This window comes from Pedobacter sp. PACM 27299 (genome assembly GCF_001412655.1).
Lineage (GTDB): Bacteria > Bacteroidota > Bacteroidia > Sphingobacteriales > Sphingobacteriaceae > Pedobacter.
Window position 1 is genome coordinate 5,883,133 of the sequence record NZ_CP012996.1, and the last position, 17,626, is coordinate 5,900,758.

At 41.9% G+C, this 17,626-nt stretch carries 10 protein-coding genes; 5 read left to right on the forward strand and 5 right to left on the reverse strand.

Translation table 11 applies throughout. The features are described from left to right. Positions 1–11 precede the first annotated feature (11 nt). The 5 genes from AQ505_RS24805 to AQ505_RS24825 all read left to right on the forward strand — a co-directional run bounded on the left by AQ505_RS24805 (position 12) and on the right by AQ505_RS24825 (position 9,507). Entirely contained in the window at positions 12–2,132 is a 2,121-nt protein-coding gene (locus tag AQ505_RS24805; RefSeq protein WP_062550636.1) for a S9 family peptidase, read from the forward strand. 193 nt (positions 2,133–2,325) lie between these two features. Then, complete coding sequence (locus AQ505_RS24810) at positions 2,326–3,936, forward strand: tetratricopeptide repeat protein (RefSeq protein WP_062550637.1); 1,611 nt, start codon at positions 2,326–2,328, stop codon at positions 3,934–3,936. Positions 3,937–4,274: 338 nt separating this feature from the next. After that, positions 4,275–7,049: a TonB-dependent receptor gene (locus tag AQ505_RS24815; RefSeq protein WP_062550638.1), complete on the forward strand. Its 2,775-nt coding sequence runs from the start codon at positions 4,275–4,277 to the stop codon at positions 7,047–7,049. Between the two features lie 95 nt (positions 7,050–7,144). Next, complete coding sequence (locus AQ505_RS24820) at positions 7,145–8,398, forward strand: hypothetical protein (RefSeq protein ID WP_062550639.1); 1,254 nt, start codon at positions 7,145–7,147, stop codon at positions 8,396–8,398. A gap of 44 nt (positions 8,399–8,442) precedes the next feature. After that, positions 8,443–9,507, forward strand: coding sequence for a phytase (locus AQ505_RS24825; protein WP_062550640.1), 1,065 nt, complete (start codon positions 8,443–8,445; stop codon positions 9,505–9,507). A 41-nt stretch (positions 9,508–9,548) separates the two neighbouring features. On the opposite strand, the gene AQ505_RS24830 is transcribed toward AQ505_RS24825, so the two are convergent. The 5 genes from AQ505_RS24830 to AQ505_RS24850 are packed head-to-tail and all read right to left on the reverse strand — an operon-like array spanning position 9,549 to position 17,623. Beyond that, entirely contained in the window at positions 9,549–11,360 is a 1,812-nt protein-coding gene (locus AQ505_RS24830; protein ID WP_062550641.1) for a hypothetical protein, read from the reverse strand. A gap of 33 nt (positions 11,361–11,393) precedes the next feature. Further along, the gene (locus AQ505_RS24835) at positions 11,394–13,184 is read right to left on the reverse strand and encodes a hypothetical protein (RefSeq protein WP_062551208.1); all 1,791 of its coding nucleotides are present in this window, start codon (positions 13,182–13,184) and stop codon (positions 11,394–11,396) included. 41 nt (positions 13,185–13,225) lie between these two features. Then, the gene (locus tag AQ505_RS24840) at positions 13,226–14,056 is read right to left on the reverse strand and encodes a DUF4249 family protein (protein WP_062550642.1); all 831 of its coding nucleotides are present in this window, start codon (positions 14,054–14,056) and stop codon (positions 13,226–13,228) included. Between the two features lies 1 nt (position 14,057). Continuing rightward, entirely contained in the window at positions 14,058–16,607 is a 2,550-nt protein-coding gene (locus AQ505_RS24845; RefSeq protein WP_062550643.1) for a TonB-dependent receptor, read from the reverse strand. Next, positions 16,607–17,623: a FecR family protein gene (locus tag AQ505_RS24850; protein ID WP_062550644.1), complete on the reverse strand. Its 1,017-nt coding sequence runs from the start codon at positions 17,621–17,623 to the stop codon at positions 16,607–16,609. Before AQ505_RS24850 ends, AQ505_RS24845 begins: the two co-directional genes overlap by 1 nt. Positions 17,624–17,626: the final 3 nt, after the last annotated feature.

Sequence of the window (17,626 nt, forward strand, 5' to 3'; positions counted from 1 at the left end):
TTATAACCACAATGAAAAAAACATTACTTATCGGTTTAGCAGCATCGTTTTGCTTCAGCTATACGGTACAGGCACAGCTGAAAAGACTAAGCCAGCAACAAACCCTGGGGGGCCAGGCCTCATTAACGAAACCGATGAACATGGTAAATGGCTGGTCTGACGACAACCATTATATTGAAATGGACCTTTCCGATCGCAAACTATATGCGGTAGATGTAAAAACAGGACGTAGAACACCTTACACTCCTGCCCCGAAAAGCAATGTGAATGTGAACATCAGAAATAACGATGTTTTTATTCAATATGGAAAAGAAGCCTCAAAACAACTCACCAATACTAAAGCAGAGGAAAAGAACCCTACCTTATCTCCGGATGGAAAATACGTCGCTTTTACCCGCGACAATGACCTCTATTCCTTAGATGTAGCCACTGGAAAAGAAACAAGATATACGACAGACGGAACGGATGTGATTTACAACGGTTGGTCGTCATGGGTGTATTTTGAGGAGATCCTAGGTCGCGCTACTGCATATAAAGCCTTCTGGTGGTCGCCAGACAGTAAGAACATTGCATTTATGCATTTCGATGACACCAAAGTTCCGATGTTCCCGATCAATGGTTCAACCGGTCAGCATGGTTATGTTGAAAAAACAAGATACCCTAAAGCAGGAGATCCTAACCCTGAAGTGAAAATAGGTTTCGTCCCTGTTGCTGGTGGTGACATCACCTGGGCAGATTTCAATGAAAAAGACGATCAATATTTTGGTACGCCTTACTGGAGCTATGATGGCAGCAGCATGATGGTGCAGTGGATGAACCGTGGTCAGGATAACCTGAAATTCTACTCCGTAAATCCGAGTACAGGAGTTAAAAAAGAAATTTACGATGAGAAACAGCCTTCTTGGGTAGACCTTGATTATGATGGTCGTATTGAATACTTACAAGATAAAAAACACTATATCCTGAAAAGCGATAAAACAGGATGGGCACATTTTTACCTGTATACCTTAGACGGAAAACTGATCAATCCAATCACCTCTGGAAAATGGCAGGTAACGACTCTGGTTCATGTAGATGAGAAAAATAAAGTAGTTTATTTCAATGCCCGCAAAGAAGCTTCTACCCGTTCTGATTTTTACCGTGTAGATTACAGTGGTAAAAACTTAAAAAGACTGACTTTTGGGGAGTACAACCACCAGATCCAGCTTTCGCCAAATGGCCGTTATTTTGTAACGACCTATTCTAATGTGACTACTCCACCAAAAAGAACATTAGTAGACAATGAAGGTAAAATAATCAAAGAACTGGGCGATAGTAAATCAGCAGATTTTGCTCAATATAACTTTGGCAAAACGGAAATGATCACGATTCCTACGGATGATGGTTATCAATTGCCGGCAGTGATCACCTACCCTACAGATTTTGATGTCCATAAGAAATACCCAGTGGTGATGAGCATTTATGGCGGTCCGAATGCTGGTACCGTAACCAATACCTGGAAGGGCACTGCTCCGCAGTACTGGTCGAATGAAGGCATCATTCAGATTGCAGTAGATCACCGCGCTTCCGGACAATTCGGTAAGGAAGGTGTGGCTTTAATGCACCGTAATCTGGGTAAATGGGAGATGAAAGATTATACAACCGCAGCGAGATGGTTGAAAGCAAAATCTTATGTAAACAACAAAAAACTATTGATCACTGGTCATAGTTATGGTGGTTACATGACTTGTATGGCTTTGACTATGGGTGCCAATGATTTCGATTTCGGCATTGCAGGTGCACCGGTAACAAGCTGGGAGCTGTACGACAGTCACTATACAGAACGTTTCATGGATACGCCACAGGAGAATCCAGAAGGCTACAAAAACGGCTCTGTGCTGACTTATGTAAACAATTACAAAGGACTATTGCGCATCATGCATGGCGACATGGACGACAATGTGCACATGCAGAACACGATTCAGTTAATAGATAAATTGCAGGATGCGAACAAGCATTTTGAACTGATGATTTACCCAGGTGGCCGTCATGGCTGGGGTGGTCTGAAAACAGCACATGATAAGGCGGAAAGAATCCGTTTCTACTATGACCATTTGCTGGAGAAACCTGTTCCTGCAGATTTACTGAACTAAGATTTATTAGAAGCATGACACAATTTGAGCAGCACGCTTAAAGCATGTCATTTGATGAGGAGAAGCCTCTGAACGGTTAAATGTTCAGGGGCTTTTTTCTGCTCATTTTTGTTCCTTAATTATCCAATCCTCCCCCCTTCACATTGCAGATTGATTTAACATTAGCTTAATCTCGCTACGGTAATTTTAGAATGTGAAACAACAGAGTACATTACCATTCTACAACTACATCGGCCTAGTCCTATGTTTTGTCTTATTTTATGCTTTCCCAACAGCTGCAGAAGAAGTCATAAAACCTAAATTCCACCCGATAGATACGCTGACTAATAAGGCGCCCAACACTGCATTTCTCAAGATCAAAAAGACCTTAAAAGAAGCGCTGGAGAAGGACGATTTCTTAACTGAAGGTTTGTGTTATCAGGAAATTGGAGCCTTATTCTATTTCCAGGCTGCCTATGCCCAAGCCATCAATTATTATTATAAGGCCGATAAAATCTTCCGCGAGAAAAATGCCAGTCTGCAGCTTGCCGGAAACCTGAATAAGATTGGGGAAACTTATTACTATGCCAGGCAATACCGCATTGCCTTAGAAAAATATCAGGAGGCATTAAAGTTGTATCAGCAGCTGGGCATTCAGAAAGGCATTGCAGATTCTTATGGCCTGATTGGACAGACGTATGAGAAAACCCAAGACTACCTCGCGGCCATGAAATACCAGCAACTCGCCTTAGCAGTTTACCACAAAGAAAAGGACCAGACCGGCATCGCGAAGATCTATGAAAACATTGGCAGCATTTATGAAGATAAGCCACATTTAGATTCGGCATTGAAATATTATACCCTGGCCATGGCAGGCAATACCAGAGAAAATAACCTGCATGGCCAGATTGAGATCATCAATAACATCGGCGATGTGTATCGGAAAACCGGACGATATCCAGAGGCCTTAAACTACACCAAAAAGGCGGAAAGCATGGCTAAGGCCATGAATGACCAATATCAGCTCAGCAGCGCTTATCGGGATCTCTCCAAAACTTTTGACCTGATGAAGCGTTACGACAGCGCTTATCATTACAGCGAACTGGGACGCGATATTTTTCTTAAAATCTTTACCGAAGACAATAATAAACAGCTCGCTTTATTACAAACCTTATTTGAAATTCAACAGAAAGACGATGCCATTGCACAGTTTGAACAGGAAAAATCTGCGGATAGAATCCTGCTCATCGCCACCATTCTCATCATTGTACTCCTGGTCTGTCTGGCCGCAAGTGTCATCAGCAGACAGCGCCTAAAAATCAGAAATGAGCAGCAGGTTAACGAACAAAACCAGCGGTTATTTGAAGCGCAAAAAGACGCCATTAAAGATGCATTAGAATTAAAAAGTAAGGAACTCACCAGCACCACACTTCATACGATCCAAAGCAATCAGTTTCTGGAAGAGCTGAGAAGTACCATCGAAAGCCTGGTAAAAGATGACAAAAGAGACCAGAAAAAAGCTTTGCAGCAATTGATCCAGCGCATCAATCAGAACATCAATCAAGATCAGCACTGGAAAGATTTCAGCCGGATGTTTGAACAGATTCACCAGACATTTTTTGACCATTTGAAAGCCCATTGTGAGGACCTGACCGCGAATGATATTCGTCTGGTTGCGCTGATAAAAATGAACCTGAGCTCAAAAGATATGGCCGTACTTTTTGGTATTTCTCAGGACAGCTTAAGAGTAGCAAGGTACCGTTTGAGGAAGAAACTGAACCTTCCGCAAGGAGAAAATCTGAGCACATTTATCCAGACTTTATAATGAATTTCCAGAAATACATGCTGCTTAACAATTTGGTAACATTACGCTAATCAAATGGTAATGGCGATTCTGGTTACACAAAAAAACCTAATTATCAGTGATTTAACAAACTCATGTTCACGCTGTACGCGTTTTGTATCCCTAACATGTAACGCTGTATACATTTTGTTTACGGTCATAATTTTAAAGCCCGCCGGCCAGTATTCACTTTTGGAGAACGTTAGCAAAACGACAGCAATCGTCTAATTGATGACAAATGAACAACAACAGTAAAACAAATAGCAGCACGAACAAATCACAACAGCAAAATAAACAAATCCAACAAAATTAATCAGAAAATGAAGACACTATTATCCGTTCTTTTTTGCCTATTATTTAGCATTACTATCGCTCATGCTACGAGCCTGAAAGGTTATGTTTACGACCAGAAAACAGGAGAAGCAATGGTGGGTGCATCAGTGCAGCTGGAAAAAACAAACCAAGCTGTTTTAACCGGCCTGGATGGATCCTTTGAGATCAAACATCCTGCTGCAGGAACTTATACCTTGAAGGTATCCTACTTAATGTACAAAACCTTTTTCAAGCAGATCGTTATCCTGAAAGAGGACAATCCAGTACTAAAGATCTATTTATCTGAAACCAATGCCGGTGAGTTAAATGAAGTCTCTGTTTCTGCAAAAGGAGATGGGTCTTCAGAGAAAACAGCCAGAAGGATTGAGCAGAAAGCACTGCAATTGGTGAATGTGGTTTCAGGAAAAGCGATAGAAATTTCTCCTGACCTGACTGTGGCCAACGTGATTCAACGTGTATCCGGTGTATCTGTAGAAAGAAGCAGCAACGGCGATGGGCAGTATGCCATCCTTCGTGGAATGGATAAACGTTACAGCTATACCCTGGTAAACGGCATTAAAATTCCTAGTCCGGACAATAAATACCGTTATGTACCACTGGATATCTTTCCTGCTGAATTGCTGGAAAGATTGGAAGTTTCAAAAACACTGACTCCAAATATGGAAGGTGATGCCGTTGGTGGTGTGATCAATATGGTGATGAAAGATGCGCCAAACAAATTAAAAATTGATGCCAATCTCGCCACAGGCTATAGCCAGATGTTCCTCGATCGTGGATTTACTTCATTCGACAACAGCGGGAACAACCGCAAATCCCCTTATGAATTGCATGGAAAGGATTATAAAGCTACTCCCCTGGATTTCTCCACAGGAATGGTGGATTACAAAACCAAACACCCTGCACCAAATGTAGTGGGCGGTTTATCTATCGGACAACGCTTTCTGGACAATAAACTAGGTGTTTTAATTGCTGGTAGTTATCAGAACACCTATAGAGGAGCCAATAGTACTTTTTACAATTCCAGTGTAGTGGCTGCCGCAAATAAAGTAGGCACTATTATGAGCCAGGACGACAGGGAGTACTCTGAGCAGCAGAAACGCTATGGTGCCCATGCAAAACTGGACTACACCTTCAATAAAAACAACAAACTGAGTTTATACAATGCTTATGTTGATTTGAACAGCTTACAGTTGCGTGACTCCAAAGTAACCGATTTCAGCAGTGAGTATCATCCAGAAATAGGCAATGCCAAACTCACTTATTCTACCCGCTCCCGTTTTTCAGAGCAGCAGATTTACAACAGCACTTTACAGGGTGAGCATCAGCTGATCCCAGAAAGATTAAAAGTACGCTGGTCAGCAGTATACTCTGCAGCAAAAAATGAAACACCGGATCAAAGTATCATCAATATCTTAGGTGTAAAGGAGAATTTTGTAGACCGTCGCACTTATGCTCCTGCCATTGGCGATGCTTATACCCGCCGCTGGGAGCGCAGTACAGAAGAAGATAAAGCCGGTTACCTGGACATCGATTATACGCAGCCAATTGCTGGAATCAATGTACTGTTCAGTGCCGGTGGAATGTACCGCGACAAACAGCGCAGCAGTTTCTTCAATCAGTACACACTAACAAATGCAAATCCTACCGCACTCTTTGGCAAGGATTTCAACAGCTACACAGAAATTGTATGGAATGTTAAAAACCAAACAGGATCTGTAGACAACGCATTGACCTATGATGCTGCCGAAAAAACGGCTGCAGCTTACGGGATGTTCAACTTTACGGTAAAAGACCTGCAAGTAATTGGTGGTTTACGAATGGAGCATACGGATCAAAGCTATATGATGCTGTTTCCAGGTGCACAGCCTCGCCCGAATGGCAAACAAGTCTACACGGACCTGCTGCCAAGCTTGAATTTAAAATATAAACTGAGCAGCCACCAGGCCCTTCGTGCTTCTTATTTCCGCTCTTTAAACCGTCCAGGTTTTTATGAATTGGTTCCGGGAATCGGAGTGGTACAGGATGACTATAAAGAAAGAGGAAATCCAGATCTGAAACGCGCACTTGCAGACAATCTTGACCTTCGTTATGAGTTGTTCCCAAACAGCAGCGATCAGTTATTAGTTGGTGTGTTTTATAAAAACATCCAAAACCCTATAGAATATACCTTCCAGCCTGATCCGGTTCGTCCACAGGATACTTATTATACCCCTGGGAATTTCGGTACCGCTAAAAACTACGGATTGGAGCTGGATTACATCAAGTTCATCCACAAGTTCGGTTTCAAAGCAAATTATACTTATACCCATTCCAGAATTACGACGCCTAAAACATCAAGAATCCGCAATGCAAATGGCGACTTAGATCCGATTTTGGTAGATCAAACCAGACCTTTATTTGGACAATCAGCACACATTGCCAACTTATCCCTGCTTTTTAAAGACAGCAAAAGTGGATGGGATGGCCAATTGGCGGCATCTTATACCGGCCCAAGGATTAACACTATTTCTCAATTCTTAGACAACGACCTGTGGCAGCAAGGATTTATCCAGATGGATGCCTCTGCAGAGAAAAAATTCAAAAACAATTTAAGTGTTTTTGTTAAAGCTGGAAACCTGTTGAATACGCCATTGAAATTATTTATCAAAGGTACCAATACCGAAGCCAATGGAACATCGGGCACTGAATATGATGGCAAAACGCTGATCCGTAACGACCATTATAAACAAACTTATTTATTAGGAGTACGCTATAAATTATAATCGGCCTCCACATTTCGTATACAGTTATTACCATTTCACATAGTCATTTGATCATTTCACCTACATAATTGATCAGTTCATAAAATACAAACAAGATGAAAGCAACAAAAATATGGATGGGTCTGGCAGTATTAGTAGTCGGATTCAGCAGCTGCAAAAAAGCCAATAGCGATGTAGATCCTGATACAGGAAACGGTTCTGCCATCGGCGAGGTTTTCGGTACCTGGAAAAGAGGTAGCACACAAATCATTAAAGGGGACATCATCATTCCTGAAGGACAATCGCTCACCATTGAAGAAGGTGTAACCGTTGTGATGGATACACTGACTAAACCAGAGATCATTGTTAAAGGGAATCTATATGCAGAAGGTACTGCAGAATTTCCGATCAAATTCACCATTCCTGAGGATTCCAGAACCCTGAAAAACAAATTCGGCAGGTTATGGGGAGGGATTCTGGCAGCGCCAAGCTGTGCAGAATTATTGCTGAACCACACGATTATCGAATATGCCGGAGCAACCACCACCGCAGCCTCTACCTCAGTAAAAATGAGTCTTTATAAAGCAAAAAGCGGAGAGAATTTACCGGCCCTATGGTACTCTAATGTGAATGGAAAATTAGTGGTAACCAACAGTGTTTTCAGAAACCTACAGGAAGACTGCACCTATATTGAAGGCGGAAAAATCATTTTCTCCAACAACGTATTTTATACTACCGGAGTAACCGGCGGAGAAGCCATCAATCTGAAATCGGGATGTCTGGCAGATGTTGCCTTCAACCTGATGTATAGCACCAATACGAATGCGCTTAAACTTTCAAACAGTGGTGACAGAAGCCCTCAAACCTTTGTAGTTGCCTATAACAATACTTTTGTGAATACTGGCTGGCGCAGACCGAGTGCCAAAGGTGGTTCAATCTGGGTAGAAGCTACAGTAAGGGTCAACCTGTTTAACAATCTTTTTGCGAATACTCGTTTCGGGATCAAAAGAGATACTAAAAATCCGGAAGATGCCAGATCTCTGATTGGCAACAACCTGTATTATGGCGAGAGTCAAACGACCACAAACCAGTTTCAACCATCAGCTGATATCATTGCTGGCAGTAATGATGTGATTGGAAAAACTGCAGGAGCTAACCATCCAATGTTCCTGAATTATCCGGTTACCAATCCAATAGACAATCCTGATTTCAATACCGCCTGGAATTTCCACATCGCTTCTGGTTCTCCTGCAATTGGCAAAGGGAAAACGGACTTCTTCCGTCACCATGCAGCAGGATTAACCCTAAATGGAAACCTATATACCTCACCTGCACCTACCAGCTATATTGGTGCTTATGGTACTAATTAACCTTAAAACTAACCTGATTTATAAGTATCATAACATTAACAAAAATGAACAAACCTCATCTTATCCTTTCTGTATCCGCATTGCTGCTTACGCTTCATGTATCCTGTTCCTCTGTCCAGAAAGATCCGGCAGCAGTAAAACCGCTATACACCTCTGATCCGGTACAATTTGACTCTGATGATCCTGCCATTTGGGTAAACCCGGCAGATTCCTCACAATCTTTAGTAATCGGCACTGATAAAAACGAAAATGGCGGTCTTTATGTATATGATTTACAAGGAAAATTGATCAAAGATAAAGTGGTAAAAGGCCTGAAAAGACCGAACAATGTGGATGTAGCTTATGGATTGAACCTGGGCGGAAAAAAGACAGACATCGCTGTGACCACGGAAAGAATGACGCATAAACTCCGTGTATTCTCTTTACCGGATATGAAGCCGATCGACAATGGTGGTTTAGAAATGTTTGAAGGTGAAACTAAAGAAATGTACCGTGACCTGATGGGCATCGCCATGTATACTGATCCTAAAGGTCAGATTTATGCCATTGTTGGCCGTAAAAATGGCCCGGCAGATGGTTATCTATGGCAGTACCTCTTGGAAGACGATGGCACCGGAAAATTAAAAGCCAGTTTAAAAAGAAAGTTCGGTAAATACAGCGGCAAGAAAGAAATCGAGTCTATTGCGGTAGACAACGAGTTGGGTTACATCTACTACTCTGATGAGCAGTTTGGGGTTAGAAAATACCATGCAGATCCTGCGAAAGGAAATGAAGAACTGGCCTTATTTGCCAAAACTGGATTTAAAGAAGACAACGAGGGCATCAGCATTTACAAAACATCTGATTCTACTGGCTATATTTTGGTATCTGATCAATCGGCAAACCATTTCCAGGTATTCAACAGGGAAGGTAAATCGGGTCCGCACGACCATGAATTGATCACCAGTATTCCAGTATCGACAAACAATAGCGATGGCTCTGAGACTTATTCGAAGCCATTGAATAAAGACTTCCAGCATGGCTTATTCGTCGCCATGAGCGACGACAAAACTTTCCAATATTACCGATGGGAAGACCTTGCCGGAAAACTATTAAAAATTAACAAATAAGGTGGAATCAAATTTGGCGGCAGGCAATTCCCGGTCTGTCGTCAATTTTTGTGTCTTTTCGCTCTTTCTCTTTGTAACTTTCGCTTTTCTCTTCTGGCCTGTCTGGCCTCGCGATCATGCTTGATCTGCTCAAATCTAGCGATCTGTGTTTTAATCTTTTGCTCCTTTGCTTCCGTAATGCCCACACTATGCTTGATCCCCTGTAATAAGGATTTCCAGATGAAATGAAAGAAAGAGCCATTCTTTGCACGCTCTTCATGAATTTTTGCAGTGACCAGCATCCCTTCTTTACTTGGATTATTAGGGTTTAAGATGATTGCATTGGCTAAAAATGACATCCATCCCTGTCTCACCAAACGATTTTCGCCTTCTTCCCTTTTCAGTAAATTGACAGAAAGATTATTGTATTCAAATTTCATAACGCCATTTGCGACGCGGTCGTTGGCCTCTATCTTAAATTCCATCCGCTTCACATCTCCGCTTTTAATAGCAATCATCCCCAATGGTCTGGTGATCCGATTCAGGGACCGTCCATCCATACTGCCCAGCAAACCGGAATAAGAAAAGGCAGCATCTTTGGCCTCCAGATTAAATTTAAATCCTACATCCAGTCTTCCCCGCCCCATCAGGTAAGTCTTCAGGTCGGCTGTCATCCATGGATTTTTAGCTTTATACTTTGGCATATTGGTCACATTGCTAAAACTCCCGGAAGTGTTTTCAAAAGTAATAGTTCCTTTCTGCTGACTGTCTTCATCGTATTCCGAATAACTGATGTCTACATTACTCACATTCAATTTCTCGATGGTCAATTTCCCTTGTACCCTTTGCAGCAGCTGATGCGGATAGCGGCCTATCTTTTCGGTGATCAGTTTGGGCAGCGCTTTATTGTTAAATACCCTTACAGAACCATTGGCGACAGTCATTTCTTTAGCCAGTAATTCCTGTTTAAGAATATATAAAGGGAGGTTAATACCCTCCAGACTCAAGTCGCTCATCTGGATGGCATAGCGATCTTTTGAATAGCCTAATGATTTCGCAAATTCCATCTCATTGTATCTTGGCACTACTCCCAGGCTTTGAATATTCAATTTACCGGAAGCCGCCGAGAAATCCAGCTGATCTAAACGGATGTGGTACAAACTATCAGGTGTCGCATAGGTGTAATTGTTCAATTTAATGACTACATCTTTCAGCAGGTAGAGCCTAGTTTTATCTGCAGAAGAATGGGGATCGATTAAATAATCTTTCAACGTGATGTTCAGGTTTTTTACGGAATCTTCCCTTGGCTTTACTCCATTATTATTGATGTATTTAAAGCTGATGTTATTCAGATCGATGGTATGGATAGCCAGCTCCTTAAGGTATCCGGAAATGTAATCAAAAGGAGAGGCATTTGGCCTGCTGAGCTTATCCTCATTAAAATCAAACTGCTGGTTCACCATCACCACATCCGGACGGTCTAAGCGCAGCTGAGTAATGTGCAGTTTTCGGTGCCTGAGGAAAGTATAAAGGTGAAAATTCCGGATTTCGAGTTTCTCCAGTTCCAGGTGATAAACGTTATTGGGTGCTTTCTTTAAGGCGATCAGCTTTTTGAAAATCCGCAGATCAGGAATCACTTTCACCCCGGTTAGGGATGCATTCGCCGTGAGCAGGTTCATCCGGATGCCAGAAAATTCGATGTGATACAGGCTATCAGTAGATTGCAGCACCAGTTCTTTGATTTGTGCTTTAACTAAGGGCTTAAACTTATAGGCAAAGTATTTGGATGTCAGGGCCATGATCAACACCAATGCCAGTACCCCAAGACCTATTCGGATCAATATTTTCTTCTGCTTGCGGATTTTTTCGATCATAGGCCATACACGGGATATTCTAATATACTTTTTTTATGCCTTGTTTTTCTTGCGTTCTGCTCTTTTCTGCTGGCGCGCTGCTCTTTTCTCTTTTCGTTCTTCTTTCTTATCCTTAATCGCTTCCATTGCTTTTTCAGGAGTTTTGACAGGCACGATGCCCAGACCAGCACTTTCTCTCATCCCAATAAATACCCCTTTCCAGAGCAGATTAAAGAACGAGGCTGCTGGGGAACGCTCAAAGGTGACATTTGCCGTTCTTGGAGCTTCTCCTTTTGTGGGATTTGAATCGATGATCAGCAACTTATTGGCTAAAAAGGAAAGTAAACCTCTTTTCTCCGGCGCAGCACCGTCCTCTCCTTCTTTGAGTAGCTTTAATTTCAAATTGGTATAATAGAAATGAACTTTTCCTTTTGAGCCCGCCATATTCGCCTGGATGTCAAAATCTACTTTTTGCATATCTCCGGATTCAATTTCAATCAGACCTAATGGTTTGGATACCACATTCAAATCAGGTAAATGCATTGGCGCAACTGTACCTGAATAATGAAAAGCACCTTTTGAATCCGTCAGACTAAAATCTATCTTGATATTGATCTTCGATTTCTTCATCACCAATGCTGTTAAATTGGCGATGGCATGGTTGTTTTTTACCACACTTAATGAATCATTGGTCACATTGAGGATATTCCCTGTCAGATTTTGAAAATATATCGTTCCCCTTTTCTGGCTGATGGGATTGTATTCTGTATAGGCCACATCGATATTGTCGATCTTTACCGTATCCACCAGTGCAGGGATAGCCAATCTTCTAAGGGCGAGATGCGGGAAGTTTTTCCCTTTATCCAGGTTTGGTGGAGCGGGCATTTCCCGGTTTAAAAAGATCCCTGCTTTTGCCGGGCCTAAAGTAATCTTATCCGCATGAAAGGTCCTTTCGTCATTCAAACGAAGGAAATCGACCCCAGTAAAACTGATTTGGTCAAAACTCAGGTCATAACGATCTTTGCCATATTTATACATCCGGCTGAAGGCCAGATCAGGATATAATGGGGTCATTTTAAAACCCTTGATCAGCATATTTCTTTTTGCTGCAGACCCAGAAATCGTATCAATTTTTCTGAGGTACATTTTATCTTTAGAATGGTAGCCAGTGATTTCAAAAGAGATGTCTTTGGTATAGTAAAATCTGGTACTGTCGAATTGCGAAAGTGAGTCGATCAGCAGGTCTTTCACATTCAGATTAAGTTTTTTAATGCGGTGCAAGGGTTTATTACTTAGCCCATCTACATAATCAAAATCAGCGTTTACAATCCTGATGGCATCAATATCCAGTGACCTTAAACTTTTGGACAGCAGCTGATAAATGGTTTTGCTGCTGGTATCTTTTTTCTTCTTTTTCAACTGGTAATGCAGCATATTGATGGAAGGCTGATCCAGGACAATACTGTTGATGTGAATTGTTTTCTTAAAGTACGCATTGAGCAATCCCAGATGGTTGACCTGCAATTTTTTAACTTTCAATTGAAAGATATGAATAGGTGCAGCTCCCTGTGCTTTTAACCGGTTAAATACGGCGGTATCAGGAACAAGGCTGACTTCATCCAGGGAGGCCGTTCCGGTCAGCAGGTTGAGGTGAATGTCTTTGAAATCCAGGTTATAAAGTCCTGCGGATCCTTCTTGTATCCCTGTTTTAATCTTCTCAGAGATCAGTGGTTTCCATCTGGCACTGAAGTAAAGTGCTAGTCCGCCAATGAGTACCAAAATCACTCCTAAGCTTCCCAAAAGCCATTTCCACCATGTTTTTTTTCCTGATTTGTCTTTTTCCATATTGCCTTGCATACAGAATTACTGCAATATCGAGGCCATAATTAAAGTTCACTGGCTTTATACCTTCCAGCATCCACATCAATCGCAGAGAAGTACCCCTGTGCATTTCCCGTTATATTTCCTGTAGCATTCACCGGAACCGCAGAGAACAAGCCATTCCAATCCGTCTCCATGAACACATCATACAGGTATTTGGCATAACGCTCGGAAAGGGAGATTTTATAGATGTACAGGTAATCGTCTTTACCCAGCACAAAATCCCTTTTCAGATTATTGAGTGGGTACAAGGAATTTGGGGAGCCCAGGAAATGGGTATAACTGTAATATTTGGCCTGGTCGAACTTGCCAGGGTTCCACTGTGGGATTTCCTTATAGGAAATCATCCATTTATTAGGATTCAGGTAGCCGAAAGTATGTTTTGGAATGGTACCCGCATAAGTGCCATCTGGAAGTAAACGGGTAGAAAGTGGCAGGAAATCATCCACAATATTGACCACCTGTCTGAGGGTATCCACTGCGGTATAGGTTTGGCTATTGTAAACCACCTTTAGTTTATAGGCACCATTATAATTGGGTTCATTGCTGCTTGTTGCGGTATACAACCCTGCGGTAGCAGATTCTTTGAATATCATTTCCGATTTACCGTCATTAATACTCACTACTGCCTTTGAGATCGGCGTAGGCTGTCCATCTACGGTTAAGGCAGGTTTAGCTAAGCGGATAGATTGTGTGGAGCTGCGGGTATTGTACCCACCTTCCACTGCAAGGTCGTATTGATGCTTGGGAGATAGAAACCGTTCATCCAGTGTTTTCTTACAGCTTGAAAAGCCCAATAAGAGCAGTAGTGCTAAAGTGAAACGATGTATTTTCATCCTAAATTTTAAAACTGTAAGCTATCCAAGGATAAATTCCTAAACCATACTCAATACTACTCTTTTTTGCTTCAAAAGAAGAAGGATTCAAGTGGTAATACAATGGATTTTTGCGGTTATAAAGATTGTAAACACCCACAGAAAGCACGCTAGATAGGAATCTTTCGCCGGCGATCCTGCTCTTGAACTGGTATTGTGCGGAAAGGTCCAGTCTGCTGAACACCGGAAATCTGACTGTATTTCTTTCTTCAAAAATAGGTACGTTTAAGCCATCATGCTGATAATAACCAACAGGAAGGGTTAACGGTCTGCCTGTTGAACAAATAAAGAAACTTTGGAAAGACAGCCGCTTAGTCATATCGTATTTAGCGGTGATTTTTAGCTCATGAGGGATGTCGTAATTGGCGACAAACTCTTGTCCGAAATTAAGTGATTCTATTTTTCGGAATACCCTGGAATAGCTATAGGCAAGGGTACCGGAAAACTGTCCTTCGGTTTTACTGAGTTCCAATTCCATGCCATAAGCCCTGGCCATTCCGGATTTCAATTGTCTCCTGACCTCTGGGTTTTTGATGATCTGTGCATGGTCAATCAGTTCCAGCTGATTCTCCATCCGCTTGTAATAGGCATTTGCCGACCAGGTATACCGGTTTGGCATATAGCGGTAACCCAGAGAAAAATAGTCTGAGCGCTGTGGCTTGATACTTTTTGAAGCTGGAATCCAGGGTTCTAGAGAGGAAAATGCCAGCGTACTATTTTGGATCAGCTGCAGGTATTGAAAATTCCGGTTGTAAGTAAAGAAATAGCGCTGGTCTTTAGTTGGCAGATAACTCAGGTTGAAACGGGGTTCTGGATTTACAAAGAGTTTTACCTCATGCGTTTCTATCCGGTTCCCCTGGTCGTCAAACACATTATTGCGCAGTTCATTGTTTTTAAATAAACTCAGACGAAGGCCGTAATCCAGTTCAAAATGCGAACTTAAAGTGAGGCGCTGCGAATAGTAGAGTGCTGCTTCCAGACTCTTATCTCCAGGAATATTGAACTCATCATTGGGTGATTGTTTCGCCTCACCAGGATTAAACTGGTGATAGATACCCGAGCCACCAAATTTAATCTGATTCAAAGGATTCAGGTAATAGGTATAATCGGCTTTCAGTGTCACATCCCTTACCCGCGTTTGCCACTGTGTTTTTTGCGATAGCGTGTCTGCGTTTAAGTCCAGCAGATTGTTGTAATTGCTATAGATCAATGATACGTTTTGAAAAATGGTGGAGTTAAAAACATGGTTCCAGCGGAAGGTGGAAGTCAGGTTTCCCCAGTTGTTGGTATATGCGTTTTCAGAGAGTAATTTATCTTTTCCGGCGTAGACAGAATAGAAAATGGTGTTATTTTGGTTGAGCTTATAATTCGCCTTTGCATTGATATCATAATACACGGAAAAAGGATTGAACAGCTTAAACTTACTTTGAAAAACATCTAGTAAGCTCCTTCTAAAGGCAACAATAAAAGAACTTTTATCTTTTACAATCGGTCCTTCGGCGGCAATGCGTGCAGAAAGAGAATTGAGTCCCCCACTCAGCTGGAACTGTTTATTATTCCCCTCGGTCATCCGGTTAATGACTACGGCAGAGAGCCGTCCGCCAAAATTCGCAGGGATATAATCCCGGTACACCTGGATATTATTGACCACATCCGGATTAAAGACAGAAACCAGTCCATATAAATGGGAAGGGTTATACACGATGGCCTCATCGAGTAGAATCAAGTTCTGATCGGAGTTCCCTCCCCTCACAAATAGACCGGAGCTGCCTTCCGACAATGATTTTATACCGTTCTGCATTTGCAGTCTCTTCACTACATCTACTTCACCGGCATAATATGCAGCATTATTCAACTGTGTTGGGCCTAAATTCTGCTCATTTAGGAGAATAGGATTTGGCGTAATGTTGCTTGATTTTATCTCTACTTCCTCTAAGCGGTTGGTCTTTAAGGCAAGCTCGATATTGAGCTGCACATCCTGTTCTAAGCGAATCGTTTCTTCCCGCGTTTGAAATCCGGTATTGGAGATCATTAATTTATGAATCCCTTCAGGGATAAACAAGGAAAAGAAACCGTATTGGTTGGTATTAATACCTACGCCAAGGCTGGGCAGGTAAACAGTAGCTCCAATCAAGGCCTCCCCACTCGCCTGGTCCCGAACATGACCACTAATGGTCCAGTTTTTTTCTTTGAGCGGGCTGATAACAATGTCCTTTCCTACCAGCGTAAAACCTAAATTCGAGCCAAATAACAACTGGCTTAAAACCTCCGACAATGGTGTTTGAACGAAATTTAGCGCCGTTGATTTTTTATTTCTCAATAAGTCGGGATCAAAGGCAAAATTACATTTTGCTTTCTCTTCCAACAATTTCAATACGCGGATGAGAGAATCTGCAGGCACATGAATACTGACGGGATGATCAAGTAGGCTTTTATGCTGAGCAGAGACAAACGTTGTTCCCGCAGCAAATAATAGTAAAAGGCATATCAGCGTCCTAAAATAGAAAGCCATTATTTACCGGCTAAAACAAACTTTCCATTGCGCTGGATCAATTGACAATCTAAAGTAGCAGCAATCACTGCTAAGGCACTATCCGGCTGCTGATATTTCAATTTTGCAGTCAGCTTTCTATCCTTCAGCTCCTGCCCTTCCATCTCAATTTTAGTCTGATAAACTGTTTCCAGTTTTTGCAGTACTTCCGGCAGCGGAACGGCATTAAAGACGAAACTCTTGTCCAGCCATGCTTTATAGTTGGGATCAGGATTATCAATTGCCATTAATGTTTTATTCATAACGTCATAAATACCAAGTTTACCTGCAGTCAGGTTTACTTTTCTGGCGGTTCCGTATTCCCGTAACTCTACCTGTCCTTCTTCCACAGTCACTGCAGATTGATTTTCATTTCTACTGATGTTAAAGCGCGTACCAATATCTTTCGCTTCTACATCTCCAAGTTCCACTCTGAAACGCGAAGTAGGATTGGCCGCTACCTGAACAAAGGCTTCTCCTTTGATCAGCACTAGTTTACGATCTGCCAGAAAGTTATTTTTGCTATAGCTAATGCTAGTCCCTGCATTAAGTTTCAGGTCTGTACCGTCAGGAAGCACCACATTGGTGAGCACGGCAGTTCCGGTATTGATCACAATATCCTTATTTTTCCAAAAGAAGTAACCGTAGCCCAGTGTTGATAAAATCAAAAACATGGCTGCTATTTTGACCCAGAAATAAGGCATTGTCTTATTTCTCAAGGGTTGAACAGGCTCATTATGCTCCGAAAAGAATGACGTACTGTGGTCGAGTTTCTGATCCAGCACGGTCCAGGAATGATGCGCATCCAGCTCGTGTCGTTCCATCAATTTATCCAGGTTGATCTGTACCCCTAAAAATTCCTGGTAGAGTTTTTCATTTTCGGGGTCTGCATTTCTCCATTGGCTGAGGATTATTTTATTTTCCGCACTAATCGTTTCTTCGAGATCTTCAATGATCAGGGAAAAAATAAACGATTCATTTGTTTCAAAATTTTTCATATC